14 protein-coding genes are annotated in these 15367 nt (G+C 65.9%); all 14 read right to left on the bottom strand.

Annotation, left to right across the window (positions count from 1 at the left end):
• Positions 1–61 precede the first annotated feature (61 nt).
• Complete coding sequence (gene fdhD, locus AACH40_RS13725; RefSeq protein ID WP_338642889.1) at positions 62–847, bottom strand: formate dehydrogenase accessory sulfurtransferase FdhD; 786 nt, start codon at positions 845–847, stop codon at positions 62–64.
• A complete protein-coding gene (locus AACH40_RS13720; protein WP_338642888.1) occupies positions 837–1052 on the bottom strand; it encodes a formate dehydrogenase subunit delta in 216 nt (71 codons plus the stop codon). Before AACH40_RS13720 ends, fdhD begins: the two co-directional genes overlap by 11 nt.
• Positions 1049–3916, bottom strand: coding sequence for a formate dehydrogenase subunit alpha (gene fdhF / locus AACH40_RS13715; RefSeq protein WP_338642887.1), 2868 nt, complete (start codon positions 3914–3916; stop codon positions 1049–1051). Before fdhF ends, AACH40_RS13720 begins: the two co-directional genes overlap by 4 nt.
• Positions 3906–4439, bottom strand: coding sequence for a molybdenum cofactor guanylyltransferase (mobA, locus tag AACH40_RS13710; protein WP_338642886.1), 534 nt, complete (start codon positions 4437–4439; stop codon positions 3906–3908). Before mobA ends, fdhF begins: the two co-directional genes overlap by 11 nt.
• Positions 4436–5974, bottom strand: a complete 1539-nt coding sequence (locus AACH40_RS13705) for an NADH-ubiquinone oxidoreductase-F iron-sulfur binding region domain-containing protein (RefSeq protein WP_338642885.1) — start codon at positions 5972–5974, stop codon at positions 4436–4438. Before AACH40_RS13705 ends, mobA begins: the two co-directional genes overlap by 4 nt.
• On the bottom strand, positions 5971–6387 hold the full coding sequence (locus AACH40_RS13700) for an NAD(P)H-dependent oxidoreductase subunit E (RefSeq protein WP_338642884.1): 417 nt from the start codon (positions 6385–6387) through the stop codon (positions 5971–5973). The genes AACH40_RS13705 and AACH40_RS13700 overlap by 4 nt, the downstream gene beginning before the upstream one ends.
• A 101-nt stretch (positions 6388–6488) precedes the next feature.
• Positions 6489–8864, bottom strand: a complete 2376-nt coding sequence (locus AACH40_RS13695; RefSeq protein WP_338642883.1) for a membrane-bound PQQ-dependent dehydrogenase, glucose/quinate/shikimate family — start codon at positions 8862–8864, stop codon at positions 6489–6491.
• 222 nt (positions 8865–9086) lie between these two features.
• Positions 9087–9905: a phosphoadenylyl-sulfate reductase gene (locus tag AACH40_RS13690; RefSeq protein WP_338642882.1), complete on the bottom strand. Its 819-nt coding sequence runs from the start codon at positions 9903–9905 to the stop codon at positions 9087–9089.
• 31 nt (positions 9906–9936) lie between these two features.
• Positions 9937–10365 (bottom strand): DUF934 domain-containing protein, encoded by a 429-nt coding sequence (locus AACH40_RS13685; RefSeq protein WP_169491767.1) that lies wholly within the window; start codon positions 10363–10365, stop codon positions 9937–9939.
• Positions 10358–12010 (bottom strand): nitrite/sulfite reductase, encoded by a 1653-nt coding sequence (locus AACH40_RS13680; RefSeq protein ID WP_338642881.1) that lies wholly within the window; start codon positions 12008–12010, stop codon positions 10358–10360. The genes AACH40_RS13685 and AACH40_RS13680 overlap by 8 nt, the downstream gene beginning before the upstream one ends.
• Position 12011: 1 nt before the next feature.
• Positions 12012–12308 carry a DUF2849 domain-containing protein gene (locus tag AACH40_RS13675; protein ID WP_338642880.1) on the bottom strand — a complete coding sequence of 99 codons (297 nt, stop codon included), beginning with the start codon at positions 12306–12308 and terminating at the stop codon, positions 12012–12014.
• Positions 12305–13075, bottom strand: a complete 771-nt coding sequence (cobA, locus tag AACH40_RS13670; protein WP_338642879.1) for a uroporphyrinogen-III C-methyltransferase — start codon at positions 13073–13075, stop codon at positions 12305–12307. Before cobA ends, AACH40_RS13675 begins: the two co-directional genes overlap by 4 nt.
• 69 nt (positions 13076–13144) lie before the next feature.
• Complete coding sequence (locus tag AACH40_RS13665; RefSeq protein ID WP_338642878.1) at positions 13145–14083, bottom strand: mechanosensitive ion channel family protein; 939 nt, start codon at positions 14081–14083, stop codon at positions 13145–13147.
• On the bottom strand, positions 14080–15309 hold the full coding sequence (gene metC, locus AACH40_RS13660; protein ID WP_338642877.1) for a cystathionine beta-lyase: 1230 nt from the start codon (positions 15307–15309) through the stop codon (positions 14080–14082). The genes AACH40_RS13665 and metC overlap by 4 nt, the downstream gene beginning before the upstream one ends.
• Between the last annotated feature and the right edge of the window lie 58 nt (positions 15310–15367).

The following is a 15367-nucleotide window of genomic DNA, read 5'->3' as shown; positions in this document are numbered from 1 at the left end:
TAAGCTCTCGCAACATTACCACAAGCTGACCGATCGGGCGATCGGAGCAATGTGCGGTTTGTCAGCTTTCGAGCAGGCTGTCCGGTCGTGCGAGCGTCATCAGGCGCAAGCCGTGAGCTCGTGCCTGATCGACCGCCAAGCTCGATGCGGCCGAGATCGTTACGAGTAGCGAAACCCGAGCGATGATAGCCTTTTGCACGAGCTCGAAGCTGCACCGCGCGGTGAGCAGGACGAAACCGGTTGCGGGATCGATCCCGGCTCGGCCAAGACCGCCCAGCAGCTTATCGAACGCGTTGTGACGTCCCACGTCCTCGCGGACCATGACGATCTCGCCAGCCGGCGTGCAGAACGCCGCAGCGTGGGCGGCGCGGGTAAGGGCGCCCAGCGGTTGTTGCCCATTGAGCCCGGCGAGCGCGCTAAACACCGCGTCGTCCGTGACAGCGAGCGCACCTTCGATGGTTTGGAGCGGCCGCAAGACCTGTTCGAGACTTTCGATGCCGCACAGGCCGCAACTGCCTTCGGCCAAGCGCAATCGCGCGCGTTCCAGCAGCGGACCGGCGCCCTTGCTCGATAGCTGGATCCGCAGCATCCAGCCGCCGTGCGGCACTTCGCTCGCTTCGGCCGAGACGAACTCTGCCGGCGAGGCGATCAGCTGTTCCGAGAGACAGAACCCGAGTGCATAGTCGGCAAGATCCGTTGGCGTTGCCATCATCACGGCGTAGCCGATGCCGTTGATCTCGATCGCAACCGGTGCCTCAAGCGCCAGCGCGCGCGTGGCTTCGCGCTGGGGGCGACCGTCGGAAAAGTGTTCGAGAAAATCGTCGGTGCGGGCCCCGTCAATCGGCATGGCGCACGCCTAGGCGAGCTATGGCATCGCGGGCGACCTTTGTCAGCCCTTCGCCTTCGCAAGCCGCGATCTGGGCCCGCATCCGGGGGGACCAATAGGTCGCAATGTGGGCGGCCGTCGCGCCGGCCGGATCGCCATCATGGGCAAGGTTGCGGGCGATCTGGTTGACCATCGCCACCAGCTTGTCGAGCGGGTCCATCGTCATTCGGCGGGCTCTGCGCGGTGCGGTTCGATCCGGCGCGAATGGCGCGCCTGCTCGGCATAGTCCGCCTGCCAGTCGCTGGGGCCGTTGCTGGGCGAAACCTGGACGGCGGTGACCTTGTATTCCGGGCAGTTGGTGGCCCAGTCGGAATAATCGGTGGTGACGACGTTGGCCTGCGTCTCGGGGTGGTGGAACGTGGTGTAGACGACGCCGGGGGCGACCCGCTCGGTAACCTTGGCGCGCAGAGTCGTCTCGCCCGAGCGGCTGGCAAGTCGCACCCAGTCGCCATCCTGCAGCCCGCGGTTCTCGGCATCGGTCGGATGGATCTCGAGTACGTCCTCGCCGTGCCACATCGCGTTGGCGGTGCGCCGCGTCTGTGCGCCGACGTTGTACTGGCTGAGGATGCGGCCTGTGGTAAGCAGCAGCGGAAAGCGCGGGCCGGTTCGCTCATCGGTCGGAACGTAGTCGGTGACCACGAAGCGGCCCTTGCCCCGGACAAATCCGTCGACATGCATGATCGGGCTGCCATCGGGCGCAGCGGCGTTGACCGGCCACTGCAGTGATCCTTCCGCATCGAGCCTTGCGTAGTTCACGCCTGAGAACGTGGGCGTGAGGCGCGCGATCTCGTCCATGATCTGCGAAGGGTGGGTGTAGCTCCAGCCCAGCCCCATGGCCCTGGCGAGTTCCTGCGTCACTTCCCAGTCCGCAAGGCCGTTGCGCGGCTCCATCACCTTGCGCACCCGCTGGATGCGGCGTTCGGCGTTGGTGAACGTGCCGTCCTTTTCGAGGAAGGTGGAACCCGGAAGGAAGACGTGCGCGTAGTTGGCGGTTTCGTTGAGGAACAGGTCGTGGACGATGACCAGTTCCATGGCGGCTAGTCCGGCCGCAACGTGGCGGGTGTCTGGGTCGGACTGAAGGATGTCCTCGCCCTGGATGTAGAGCGCCTTGAACGCTCCCTCGACGGCGGCATCGAGCATGTTGGGGATGCGCAAGCCCGGTTCGGGATCGATCGGCACGCCCCATTCCGCTTCGAACAGCGCGCGTGTCGCGGCGTCGGACACATGGCGATATCCCGACAGCTCATGCGGGAAGCTGCCCATGTCGCAGGCGCCTTGCACGTTGTTCTGGCCGCGCAGCGGGTTTACGCCGACACCGCGCCGGCCGATGTTGCCCGTCGCCATGGCGAGATTGGCGATGGCCATGACGGTGGAAGAACCCTGGCTGTGTTCGGTAACGCCGAGGCCGTAGTAGATCGCTGCATTGCCGCCGGTCGCATAAAGCCGAGCCGCGGCCCTCAAATCGTGCGGTGTGACACCGGTGACCTCCGCGAGGAACTCGGGGCTGTTGCGATCAAGCGCGACGAAATCGGCCCAGTGCCGGTATTCCTCCCAATCGCAGCGCGCGCGGATGAATTCTTCATCGGTGAGACCTTCGGTCACGATCACGTGCGCCATAGCGGTCAGCACCGCGACATTGGTGCCGGGCCGCAGGGGCAGGTGCACATCCGCCGCGATGTGCGGCGAACGAACGAGGTCGGTGCGGCGCGGGTCGATCACGATCAACCGGGCGCCCGGCCTGCCGTCCTTGCCGCGGAGGCGCCGCTTCATCCGGCTGGCGAACACGGGGTGCGCGTCGGTGGGGTTGGCGCCGATCACGAGGATTACGTCGCTGTCGTCGACGCTGTCGAAATCCTGCGTGCCGGCTGAGGTGCCGAACGTGGTCTTGAGACCATAACCGGTCGGCGAGTGGCAGACGCGGGCGCAGGTATCGACGTTGTTGGTGCCGAACCCCGCACGCACCAGCTTCTGGACGAGGAATGTCTCTTCGTTGGTGCAGCGGCTGGAAGTGATGCCGCCGAGCGCGTTGCGACCGTGGCGTTCGCGCAGTTCGTGAAGGCGGCGGGCGGTGTAGGACAGCGCCTCTTCCCAGCTGACCTCACGCCAGGGGGCGTCTATTGAATCGCGGATCATCGGCGAGAGGATCCGGTCGGCATGCTGGGCATAGCCCCAGGCGAAACGGCCCTTCACGCAGGAATGGCCATGGTTTGCCTTGCCGTCCTTCCACGGGATCATCCGGACGAGCTGCTCGCCGCGCATTTCGGCGCGGAAGGTGCAGCCGACACCGCAATAGGCGCAAGTGGTGACGACGGCGCGTTCGGGCTTGCCGATGTCCTTGACCGCCTTTTCCTGCAAGGTGGCGGTGGGGCAGGCCTGAACGCAGGCCCCGCACGAGACGCACTCGGACGAGAAGAAGTCCTCTCCGGCAAGGCCCGCCGAAACCTTCGAGGCAAATCCGCGTCCCTCGATGGTCAGCGCGAGCGTGCCCTGCACCTCGTCGCAGGCGCGCACGCAGCGCGAGCAGGCGATGCACTTGGACGGGTCGAAGTCGAAGTATGGGTTCGAGGTGTCGGTCGCGGCGCCGAGATGGGTTTCCCCCTCATAGCCGTAGCGCACGTCGCGCAGGCCCACGGCGGCGGCCTGGTCCTGAAGCTCGCAATCGTTGTTGGCGCTGCAGGTGAGGCAATCGAGCGGGTGGTCGGAGATGTAGAGCTCCATCACCCCGCGACGCAGCTTCTGCAGGTGCGGCGTCTGGGTCTGCACCTTCATGCCTTCGGCCACGGGCGTCGTGCACGAAGCGGGGGTGCCGCGCATGCCCTCGATCTCGACAAGGCAGAGGCGGCATGAACCGAAGGCCTTCAGGTTGTCGCTGGCGCAGAGCTTGGGGATCGATCCCCCGGCGAGCGCGGCGGCACGCATCACGCTGGTGCCGGCGGGCACGGTGACGGCGCGTCCGTCGATAGTGCAGGTGACGTGATGATCGCCGTGCACTTCCGGTGTGCCGAAATCGGCCTGGCGCTCATAACCCATGGCGTCGCTCCTGCGCGGCCTTCAGGTCCGCTGGCGTGTTGATGTTGGCGGGCGTGTTCAGAGATGTCACCGCTCTTGCTCCGATCATCTCGGCAAAGGCGCGCACCGAATGCTTGGCGGAACTGAGCAGCAGTCTTTCGAGCGCGTCGGCCGCACTTGCGGGCCAGTGGCCGATGACCGGCTGCGTTTCGATGTAGAGTGGCGGGGGCGAAAGCAGGTCAGGCAGGTCGTCAGGTATGTCTACAGAATCCACACCGCACGTCAGTACCGAGGCGTAGCCGTTGGCCCGCGCAAAGTTCAGCGCGCCGGCGAAGCCGCCCAAGGGTCCCGCGTCGGGGGCAGGCCAGTCGGCAATACAGTGCGCAGGGCCTTTCGACCGACCGACGATGATCACCGCATCGCAAAACGGCTGCAACTGATCCACCGCGCGGGCCAACAGTGTGCGTCCGTTGAGTTCGGCCAGTGCCTTGTCGCTGCCGAAGCGGCTGGAGCGGCCGCCTGCGAGGACCGCGCCCAGGATCATTCGGCTGGCTCCACCACCGGCGTGATGCCAAAGTCCTCGGGGAACCGGTGCAGCGCCGAGAGCACCGGATAGGGTGTGAACCCACCGAGCGCGCAGAGCGAGCCGAACTTCATCGTCTCGCACAAGTCTTCCAGCAGCGCGATCTCGTCGCCCAGCGTGCGCTCCACCTTGCGGGCGTTGTGCATCTGGGGCAGCGTTTCGATCCGGTCGGGCGCGCGGCCCTTGCGCTCGCGAATGCGGTCGATGAGTTCGACCCCGCGCGTCGAACCGATGCGGCAGGGCGTGCACTTGCCGCAAGACTCTGCCGCGCAGAACGACATCGCGAAGCGCGCCTGCCGGCTCATGTCGACGCTGTCGTCGAACACGGTGATGCCGGCATGGCCGATGAGGCCGTCGGCAGCAGCAAAGGCTTCGTAGTCGAAGGGCAGATGGAAGTCGGAGGGTGGATGATACGCGCCCAACGGCCCGCCAACCTGCACCGCGCGCACCGGACGACCCGACGCGGTGCCGCCCCCGATGTCATTGACGAGGTCGCCAAGTGTGACTCCGAAGCCCGTTTCGAACAGGCCACCGTGCTTCACATTGCCCGCGATTTGAATAGGCATCGTCCCGCGCGAACGGCTGAAGCCGACTTCGGCATAGGCCGCGCCGCCGTGCGCTAGAAGCCACGGCACCGCTGCCAGCGTCAGCACGTTGTTGACCACGGTGGGCTTGCCGAACAGGCCTTCGAGCGCGGGCAGCGGCGGCTTGGCGCGCACTTCGCCTCGCTTGCCTTCGATGCTGTTGAGCAGCGATGTCTCTTCACCACAGACATAGGCGCCCGCGCCCACCCGCACTTCCAGCACGAATGGCGCGACGATGTCTGCACTGGCGCGGATCGCCGCTTCCATCGTGGCGATCGCATGTGGGTATTCGCTGCGGATGTAGATGTATCCGCGCATTGCCTCCACTGCGAGACCGGCGATGGCCATCCCTTCGATGAGCAGGAAGGGATCGCCCTCCATCACCATGCGATCGGCGAAGGTGCCGCTATCGCCTTCGTCCGCATTGCAGACGATGTACTTCTGCGCCGCCTGCGCCCGGGCCACGGTCTGCCACTTGATGCCGGTCGGAAAGCCCGCGCCGCCACGGCCGCGAAGCCCTGAAGTAGTGACTTCGGTCACGATCGCTTCGCTGCCGATGTCGCGCGCGCGCCGCAAGCCTTCCCACCCGCCGGTTGCGGCATAGTCTTCGAGGCTGAGCGGCCGCGTCTTTCCGGCGCGTACGAACGTGCGGCGCTGCTGGCGGGCGATGAAAGGGTGCTGCTCAATCGGGCCGATCGCCTTGGCGGACTGGCCCGATAGTACCGCCGCGACGTCTTGCGGCTGCAACGGGCCGAAGCCCTGACCCTCGATCTCGGCCAGCGGCTCGAGCCAGTGCATGCCCCACGAGGACACGCGCTCGACGGTGCAGCCAGCGGCGTCGAAGGCCGCCGCGACCTCGTCGGCGCCGCAGGCCAGCGCGAGGGAATCGTTGCTGATGCGCACCAACGTCACCCCAGCGTCTCCATCAGCGCCACAAGCTTTGCCGCATCGAGCCTTGCGTGCAGCTTGCCGTGCGCCATGGCATTGGGGCCGACGCTGCACAGGCCAAGGCAGTAGACCGTTTCGATCCTGACGCCATCGGGCACTGTGATCGTCGCGGCCAGCGCTTCCACCCCGCGTGCTTGGCACGCCTCGGCCCGGCACAGCTTGAGCGATGGGCGCGGATCTGGCGTCTGACTGAAGTCGTGGTAGAAGCTGACCACCCCATGAACCTCGGCTCGGCTGAGATTCAGCGCATGGGCGATGGATCGGATAGCGTCGTCGGAAACATGGCCGAAGCTTGCCTGCACATCGTGTAGTATCGGCAGCAGCGGCCCTTCGCGGTGCGCATGCTCTGCGATGATCTGCTCAAGGCTTGGTTTCATGTGCTTTGCGCGCGTCGCGCCGTCCTCTGCCATCCCGCGCGAATGCAGTCACCCGCACATCCGTTCGTGGGCGGATCTTCTGCGCCGCGCGGGGCCGCGCGTCAACGCGGCAGCGCGTAGGCGAGAACAGAGTCGCCCAGCTTTGTGCCGAGCGAATTGTGACCACCGGCTACCACGATCACCATCTGCCGACCCGAAGGGCTGAGGTAGGTCATCGGGGTGGCCTGTGCGCCTGCAGGCAGCCGTGCCCGCCACAGCACATCGCCTGTCGCCAGGTCATAGGCGCGGACATAATAGTCGATCGTCGACGACATAAAGCCAAGGCCGCTGGCAGTCACCATCGGGCCGCCCAGCGACGGGACGCCCATCTTGAACGGGATGGGCACGGGCATCTGATCGCGCGTCGTGCCATTCGCGCGCCGCCACATGATCTTGCCGGTGACAAGGTCGAGCCCGGCCACATATCCCCATGGCGGTGCCTGGCACGGGAGGCCAAGCGGTGACAGGAAGGGGTTCAGTTCGACGGCATAAGGTGCGCCGAAGTTCGGATTATAGCCGTGTTCGCTTGCCCCATGCATGTCCGATCCGCCGGACGGACCGTGGCGATTTCCGCTTGCCGGATCGGCACGTGGCACCAGCCTGTCGACGAAGCCCATGTAGTTGGGATGAGCGAAAGCAACTTGGCGTTCGGGATCGATCGCCATGCCGCCCCAGTCCATCACGCCGAAGTTGCCGGGATAGACCAGCGTGCCCTGCAGCGAAGGAGGTGTGAATTCGCCATCATATCGCAGGCGCTTGAACTTGATGCGGCAGACAAGCTGATCAAGCATGGTTGCACCCCACATTCCGCTCTCTGTCGCGCGGTCGGGCAGCATCGAAACCGCGGAATAGGGCTGCGTCGACGACAGGCGGTCGCCAGGTGCCGCGCCTTGCGGAACCGGGCGTTCGATCACGGAATGGACCGGTTGGCCGGTGCGGCGATCCAGGACGAAGATATTGCCGGTCTTGGTCGATTGGACCAGCGCGGGCACGCGGCCCTTGCCCGGCAGATCGAGATCGACCAGCGCCGGCTGTGCGGGCACGTCCATGTCCCACAGATCATGGTGCACGGTCTGGAACACCCAGCGAACCTTTCCGGTCATGGTATCGAGCGCGAGGACCGATGTCGCAAAGCGCTCGGTGGTGGCGGGGCGAGTGCCGCCCCACTGGTCCACCGCCCCCATGCCCATCGGCACGTAGATCAGGCCCAGCTTATCGTCGGCGGCCGAAGTGCTCCACGAATTGGGCGTGGAGAGAACGTAGTGCTGGCCGGGCTTGATCGGCGATGTGTCGTCTGGCCTGCCGGGATCGAAGTTCCACACCAGATGGCCGTCGGCAAGGTCGTAGGCGCGGATCACGCCCGAAGGCATTTTCATGGCCTTGTTATCGTAAATCGCGCCTCCGAGCACGATGAGACCGCGCGAGATCAACGGTGCGGAGGTGAACTGGTACCATCCCAGCGGATGGCCGGGCTGGCCCGGAAGCGTCGAGATCTGGCCATTCGTGCCGAAGCCGGGGCAGGGCCGCCCAGTCGTGGCGTCAAGCGCGATCAGGCGAGCGTCGTTGGTGGCGGTTATGATGCGGCGCTGGCACGATGCGGCCTGGGGAACCTCGGCATAGGATACGCCGCGGCAGGACAGATGCTGCATCTCTCCCGTTACCTGAATGCGGGGATCGTACGTCCAGCGCGTGCGCCCTGTCTCGGCATCGAGGGCAAGGACATGGTTGTGCGGGGTGCACAGATAGACCGTATCGGCAACCTTGATCGGCGTTACCTCGTAGGTGATCTCGTCCGGATCACCCGGGCGTTGGCGGTCGCCGGTATGGATCTGCCAGGCAAGCTCCAGCTTTGCCACGTTGCCGGGCGTAACCTGCTTGAGCGGAGACCATTTCTGTCCTTCCCACGACCGTGCATAGGCACGCCAGTCGCCGTCAGGCTGGTCGCTTAATCCGACGGGCGTGCGAACGCCGGGCAAGCGCCCGTGCCAGTCATGGTCGGCAATGCCCGATGCCACGGCAACCCCCCCGGCGCCGACCAGGGCGAGTGCAAGGGGGCCGGCGACAGTCAGCCAAGGGCGGCTGTCATCGGTCCGGTGACGCAGGGCACGGGTAATCCATGGCAGGGTCATGGCAAGGCCCAGCGGCACGATCAGATCGCCGCGCGGTACCAGCTTCCACCAGTCGAACCCGATTTCGTCGATCGCCCATATCAGGGTGACGACGATGAGCGCTGCCATCAGGTGGAGGGAAAGTGGATTGCGGCGCAGCAACAGCCAGCCGATCACAATCAGGGCAAGGCCGGCCAATCCATAATAGGGCGAGCCACCAAGAACCAGCAGCCACACACCTCCCACCAGATTTGCCAATCCGATGGCAATGGCCGCCCACGCGACAATGCGCAGCAGAAGTAGCGTTCCGTGAGGAGCTTGGTTGGTCACGTCCGCTGTCCCTTGCCTGATCGCAAGCAGCAACGCGCCAGACACAATTTGGTTCGGCGGGGCGCAACAAACTGCGGGATGACCGGGAGAACCGAGGCGGCGCGGGGATTTGGGGGGCCGGCCGCCTCGATTCAGGGTTTTGGCGACTGACCGCCACGAGCACCGCTAACGCAGTGCAGTATCGGGGTCAACCTTAGTTAGTATCGAAATCCCTGCAAACGTTCAGAAGGCGGGGTCGTATCCGGGAGGCAGATCGCTTGCAGGACCGCTCTGGTCCTCGCTGCCGGGGACGTGGATGCCGCACTCGGTCTTGTCCCAACCCTTCCAGCGGCCCGAGCGCGGGTCTTCACCCGGCGCAACCTTGCTGGTGCAGGGCGCACAGCCGATCGAGGGATAGCCTTGGGCTTCGAGCGGGTGCCGGGGCAGGCCGTGCGCCGCGAAGTAGCCGTCCAGCTGCTCCTTGGTCCATGATGCCAGCGGATTGATCTTGAGCCGCCCCTGCGCATCCGACTTGTCGATCTCGAAGCGCGGCAGACCAGCGCGGGTGCTCGACTGGAAGCCCTTGCGGCCGGTCAGCGACGCATCGTAGTGCAGCAGCGCTCTGGCGAGCGGCTCGACCTTGCGGATCTCGCAGCAGCCGTCGGGGTCCCACGACCAGCGCAGGCCGTTCTCGTCCTTCTTGGTGACCAGGTCCCAGTCAGGCTCGACGATCTGCAGCGCGGTCATGCCGAGATGGGCGATGAGCGCGTCGCGATAGGCGATCGTTTCCGGGAAGTGCTTGCCCGTTTCCAGGAACAGCACGGGCACCGACGGATCGAGGCTGGCCACGAGATGCAGCAGCACCGCACTCTCCGCGCCGAAGCTGGAGACGATGGCGAGGTCGCCGGCCAGCCCGTCGCGGATCACCGAGCGCAGCATGTCCTGCGTGTCGGTGCCGCGAAACAGGTTGTTCAGCCGGATCGCATCGCTTTCGGTAAAGCGCGGCGAAGTGTCGATCAGGTCGATCTTGCGGTCGGCCGAACTGCGCGTGGTGCTGCTCATTGTTCTTGTCCTCGAAAGCCGGTGGTGCCCGTCAACCGTGGCGCTTGGCCCAGATCGCGGGACGGCCATCGACCGTCTTCTGGTAGACTTCGGGCCAGGTGGCGAAAGCCTTGTCCGCGGCTTCGCGACTGATGTCCTGATTGGGCGCGAAGCTGTCGAACCCGCAGCGGCGCATGTGGCTCAACTGGTCGAGCAGCACGTCGCCGATCGCGCGCAGTTCACCGGTGTAGCCATGTTCGCGCAGGATGCGCGCTGCCGAATAGCCGCGCCCATCGGTGTAGGCGGGGAAGTTCACTTCCACGAGCGCCAGCCGGTCGAGGTGCGGCAACAGGTCGCGCGCATCGTCGCCCGGCTCGATGCGGACGGCGGTGGCGTTCGATTGATCGGCGAACGCGTCGACCGTCACGGCGGGGTCGGCCACCGGCTCGTCAGAGCGGTAGCGCAGGGTCTGTTCAACCATTGACGGACTCCTTGGCGTAGATCGCCTCCTTGAACGGGGCCATGCCGATCCGGCGGTAGGTATCGAGGAAACGCTCCCCGTCGGTGCGCTGTGCGAGATAGACGTCGGTTGCCTTCTCGATCGCGTCGACGATGCCGTCCTCGTTGAAGCCCGGGCCGGTGATCGTGCCGAGCGAGGTGTCAGCGCCTTCCGAGCCGCCCAGCAGCAGCTGGTAGTTCTCGACGCCCTTGCGGTCGACACCCAGGATGCCGATGTGGCCGGCGTGATGGTGGCCACAGGCGTTGATGCAGCCCGAGATCTTGAGCTTCAGCTCACCCAGTTCCTGCTGGCGGCCGAGATCGGCAAAGCGTTCGGAAATCTTCTGCGCGACCGGGATTGAGCGCGCGTTGGCAAGGCTGCAGTAATCGAGGCCCGGGCAGGCGATGATGTCGCTGATCAGGTCGAGGTTCGCGTTGGCGAGCCCCGCTTCGTCCAGCTTCTGCCACAGCGTGTAGAGATCGGCCTTCTTCACATGCGGCAGCACGATGTTCTGCGCATGGGTGACGCGCAGTTCGTCGAAGCTGCAATCGCGCGCGAGGTCAGCCATCAGGCGGATCTGGTCGGCACTCGCGTCGCCCGGGATGCCGCCCACCGGCTTCAGCGCGATGGTGGCGATGGCATAGCCCGCCTGCTTGTGGGCGTGGACGTTCTGCTTCACCCAGACGGCGAAATCGGGGTCGGACAGGTCCAGATCGTCCGATGCCGCGGCGTCGAAGCCGGGCTGTTCGAAGAAGCCCTTGATGCGTTCAAGTTCGGCCGGCGGCGGCTCAAGCCCGAGCGTCAGGATATGGGCGAATTCTTCCTCGACCTGGCGACGGTATTCGTCGGCGCCGATCTCGTGAACGAGGATCTTGATCCGCGCCTTGTACTTGTTGTCGCGGCGACCGTAGCGGTTGTACACGCGCAGGCACGCTTCCAGATACGAGATCATCTGCAGCGGCGGCACGAAATCGCCGATCACGGGCGCGATCATCGGGGTGCGGCCCATGCCGCCACCGACGTAGAACTTGCAGCCGATCTCGCCCGCGTCGTTCTTCACCAGCTGGATGCCGATGTCGTGCAGCTTCATGGCCGCGCGGTCGGTCTCGCTGCCGATGATGGCGATCTTGAACTTGCGCGGCAGGTAATCGAATTCCGGATGGAACGTCGACCACTGGCGCAGCAGCTCGGCATAGGGGCGCGGATCGACCAGCTCGTCCGCCGCGGCACCAGCGAAGTGGTCGGCCGTGGTGTTGCGGATGCAGTTACCGCTGGTCTGGATGGCGTGCATCTCGACCGAGGCGAGGTCGGCCAGAAGGTCCGGCGCCTGTTCCAGCTTGATCCAGTTGTACTGGATGTTCTGCCGCGTGGTGAAGTGGCCATAGCCGCGGTCGTACTTGTCCGCGATGTCGCCCAGCATGCGCATCTGGCGGCTGTGGAGCGTGCCATAGGGGATCGCCACGCGCAGCATGTAGGCGTGGAGCTGAAGGTAGAGGCCGTTCTTCAGGCGCAGCGGCTTGAACTGGTCCTCGGTGATTTCACCGGCAAGGCGGCGGTTTACCTGATCGCGAAATTCCGCGACGCGGGCATCGACCATCGCCTGGTCGTAGCTGTCGTACTGATACATGTCAGATCACCCAGGTGCCGGCGGCAGGGTCGGCAGGCTTGAGGGAAAGGTCGAGGCGCACCGTCGGCCCAAGGGCGCGAATGCGGTCCTTGATGTGCGCGGGGCGAACGCCTTCGTCGGTCTGCGCGGCGTCGATCACCTGCGTATCGGTGACGATCTGCTTGGCGTTTTCGCGGGCGATGATCGCTTCGGCGCCTTCGGGCACATCGACGGCGTCGTTGACATGGCGCGACCAGTTTTCACCGGTCCACCAGATCACGTCGCCGGTCCTCAGGTCGCTGCCGGTGATGATCTTCACTGTACGGCCTCCAGCACTTGCTTCAATTCCATCATGTCTCCCCGGCCTGTCACCTCACCGATCACGATGAGGGCAGGACTCTTGACCTTGTTGTCGGCAACCAGCGCGGCGAGGCCGGCCAGCTGCCCGCGCAGCACCCGCATCGTCGGGCGCGCGGCGTTTTCGATCACCGCCAGCGGCATGTCGGGCGACAGCCCGTCGGCGATCAGCTTTTCGGCGATCGCCTCGCTCGTGGCGATGCCCATGTAGATCACCAGCGTGCGGCCGACGCCGGCAAGGCCGGCCCAGTTCTGTTCGGACAGGCCCTTGCACTGCCCGGCAACGAAGCTGACGATGCTCGCGTTCTCGCGGTGGGTCAGCGGGATCTGCGCAGCTGCGGCCGCGCCCATCGCTGCGCTGATGCCGGGCACGACTTCGACCGCAACACCCGCCGCGTGGCAGGCTTCCGCCTCTTCGCCGCCGCGACCGAACACGAACGGGTCGCCGCCCTTCAGACGGATCACGTCGTGGCCCTCCAGCGCCTCGCGCACCAGCAGCGCGTTGATCTCGTCCTGCTGCAGGGTGTGGCGCGCCCGGCTCTTGGCGACGGAGATCATCCGCGCGGTGCGGGCCGCCATGGCAAGGATCGACGGATCGACCAGCCCGTCGTGCACCACGACTTCGGCACGCATCAGCAGGCGCGCCGCGCGCAGCGTGAGCAGGTCGGGATCGCCGGGGCCTGCGCCTACGAGGTAGACAGTGCCAGAACGGGTAGGAGACTGGGTCATCGTCGGCCATGTGGGCCGGGCCAGCCAGACTCGCCAGCGAGAATGGCTTGGGGGATCGCTAGGCCAGCTTTAGGGCTCTTGCGGTCCGCCCCTTGCCGCCAAAATCCGCGCGACTTCGCGCAGGCCATCGGAATCGCGCAAGTGCACGTCCGATTGGGGGAAGGGGATTTCCACGCCCTGCCGGCGGAACAGGTGCCAGGCGGCTTTCAGCACCTGCGAGCGTACGTTGCCGACGCCCATTTCAGGGTCATCGATCCAGCAGACCACCTGCATCTCGATCGCGCTGGGGCCGAAGGCGGACAACAGCACGCCGGGTTCGGGATGCTCCAGAACCCGCGGCGCCGAGCGCGCGGCTTCGAGCAAAAGGCGTTCGGCAAGGTCGATGTCGCTGCCGTAAGCGATGCCCACAGGGATCGAGATCGCCACCTGACGCGACGAATAGGACCAGTTCTCCACCTGGCTGGTCATCAGGATCTCGTTCGGGATCAGGTATTCGCGATTGTCGCGCGTGGTCACCGATACCGCGCGCAGGCCGATCCGCTTTACCTCGCCGAAGGTGTTGCCCTTGCCATCGCTCACCGCGATCACGTCGCCCGGCTTGATCGAGCGGTCCATCAGCAGGATGATTCCGGCGATCATGTTGCCGAAGGTCTTCTGCAGACCGAAACCGATGGCGAGGCCGAACGCGCCGGAAAACACCGTCAACGCCGTCAGGCTGATGCCCAGCACGTCGATCGCGGTGAAGAAGGCCAGCGCCCAGATCGCCATCGTGGCGAGCTTTTCGGTCAGCACCTTCTGCGTCGCGTCTAGCGAGGTGATGCGCCGCACCATCACGCGGCCGATCCGCGCTGCCAGCCGCGCGCCGTAGAAGGCGCAGAGCACGACGAAAATCATCCACACCGCATTGAGCAGCGAGATGTGGTAATGCCCGACGTCAATCGAAATGGAATCAATCGCTTCGCGCGCATCGCGCAGCATCCGCGACAGGTCGCGCATGTGGCGGGTCATCGCGCTTCTTCCCAGGCCCGCAGGCCGCGCTCGAGATCGGCGATGAGATCGGCGGTGTCTTCAAGGCCGATCGAGAGGCGAATGCCGAACCGGTCGTCCGCGGCCATGCCCGCAAGCGGCCAGGCGCTTGCGGTGCGGATGGCCTGCGGATCGACCGGCGTCGCCAGACTCTCGAACCCGCCCCACGAATAGCCGATGCCGAACAGGTGCAGCGCATCGATCAGCGCATCGCGCGCGGCGCTGGTCCCGCCCTTGAGCACGAAGCTGAACAACCCACACCCCCCAGTGAAATCGCGGCGCCACAGGTCGTGCCCGGGCGAGCCGGGCAGCATCGGGCAAAGCACGCGGGAAACTTCGGGGCGCGCCGCAAGCCATTCGGCGATGGCCGTGGCGCTTCGGGTCTCGGCCTCGAGCCGCAGGTGCATCGTGCGCAGGCCGCGCAGCATCAGCGCGGCATCGTCGGGCGAGACGACATTGCCTAGCCCTTGCGCGCGCAGGCGCAGGCGTCGGTACCAGTCGGGGCCGGCGCTTGCCGAACCCATCATGCAGTCGGAATGGCCGGAGACGTGCTTGGTCAGGCTCATCACCGTAATGTCGGCGCCGTGGTCAAGCGCGGAGAAACCAAGCGGCGAGGCCCAGGTGTTGTCGAGCACGGTGACGATCCCGCGCGCCTTGGCCATCGCGGCCAGCGCGGGCACGTCCTGCACTTCCAGCGTCAGGCTGCCCGGGCTTTCGAGCAGGACGCAGCGCGTCTTTTCGCAGATCGCAGCCTCGAACGCGGCCGGATCGGTCGGATCGAACCAGCGCGTCGTCACGCCGAAGTCCGCAAGCAGGCCGCGGCCCATCACCCGGCTGGGCTCGTAGGCGTTGTCGGTCATCAGCAGCACGTCACCCGGCCGCAGCACGGTCAGCAGGACGCCGGCGATCGCGGCAACGCCCGAAGGATAGAGCACTGTGCCGGCCGCGCCGGGCTCGAGGCTGGTCAGCGCATCGGACAATGCCCATTGCGTCGGCGCACCCCGGCGGCCGTAGTAGAACTTGCCGTCCTCGTTCGCCGGATGCGCGCGCAGCGCCGCCATGTCGGGATAGAGATGCGTGCTTGCCCGCCATACCGGGGGGGCGACGACTGCCCCAGGGTGGTCGGGCGTGCCGGTCCATTCGGGGCGTCGTCCTGCCCCTGCCAGACGGGTGCCGGGACCGGCGTTTTCGCTATCACTGTTGGCCATGCGCCTGCCTTAGGCGGTTTCCGTCGCGAAGGGAATCGCTGCCAGCCGCCCTTGTCGC

This window comes from Novosphingobium olei (genome assembly GCF_037076535.1).
Taxonomy (GTDB): domain Bacteria; phylum Pseudomonadota; class Alphaproteobacteria; order Sphingomonadales; family Sphingomonadaceae; genus Novosphingobium; species Novosphingobium olei.
The sequence above is the reverse complement of the archived record's forward strand: the minus strand, read 5'-3'. Positions and strand labels throughout refer to the sequence as shown.

What these genes read in the sequence shown, in the direction of transcription:
- fdhD (WP_338642889.1), bottom strand. Translation starts at nt 847, where the DNA reads ATGCCGATTGACGGGGCCCGCACCGACGATTTTCTCGAACACTTTTCC.
- AACH40_RS13720 (WP_338642888.1), bottom strand. Translation starts at nt 1,052, where the DNA reads ATGACGATGGACCCGCTCGACAAGCTGGTGGCGATGGTCAACCAGATC.
- fdhF (WP_338642887.1), bottom strand. Translation starts at nt 3,916, where the DNA reads ATGGGTTATGAGCGCCAGGCCGATTTCGGCACACCGGAAGTGCACGGC.
- mobA (WP_338642886.1), bottom strand. Translation starts at nt 4,439, where the DNA reads ATGATCCTGGGCGCGGTCCTCGCAGGCGGCCGCTCCAGCCGCTTCGGC.
- AACH40_RS13700 (WP_338642884.1), bottom strand. Translation starts at nt 6,387, where the DNA reads ATGAAACCAAGCCTTGAGCAGATCATCGCAGAGCATGCGCACCGCGAA.
- AACH40_RS13690 (WP_338642882.1), bottom strand. Translation starts at nt 9,905, where the DNA reads ATGAGCAGCACCACGCGCAGTTCGGCCGACCGCAAGATCGACCTGATC.
- AACH40_RS13685 (WP_169491767.1), bottom strand. Translation starts at nt 10,365, where the DNA reads ATGGTTGAACAGACCCTGCGCTACCGCTCTGACGAGCCGGTGGCCGAC.
- AACH40_RS13680 (WP_338642881.1), bottom strand. Translation starts at nt 12,010, where the DNA reads ATGTATCAGTACGACAGCTACGACCAGGCGATGGTCGATGCCCGCGTC.
- cobA (WP_338642879.1), bottom strand. Translation starts at nt 13,075, where the DNA reads ATGACCCAGTCTCCTACCCGTTCTGGCACTGTCTACCTCGTAGGCGCA.
- AACH40_RS13665 (WP_338642878.1), bottom strand. Translation starts at nt 14,083, where the DNA reads ATGACCCGCCACATGCGCGACCTGTCGCGGATGCTGCGCGATGCGCGC.
- metC (WP_338642877.1), bottom strand. Translation starts at nt 15,309, where the DNA reads ATGGCCAACAGTGATAGCGAAAACGCCGGTCCCGGCACCCGTCTGGCA.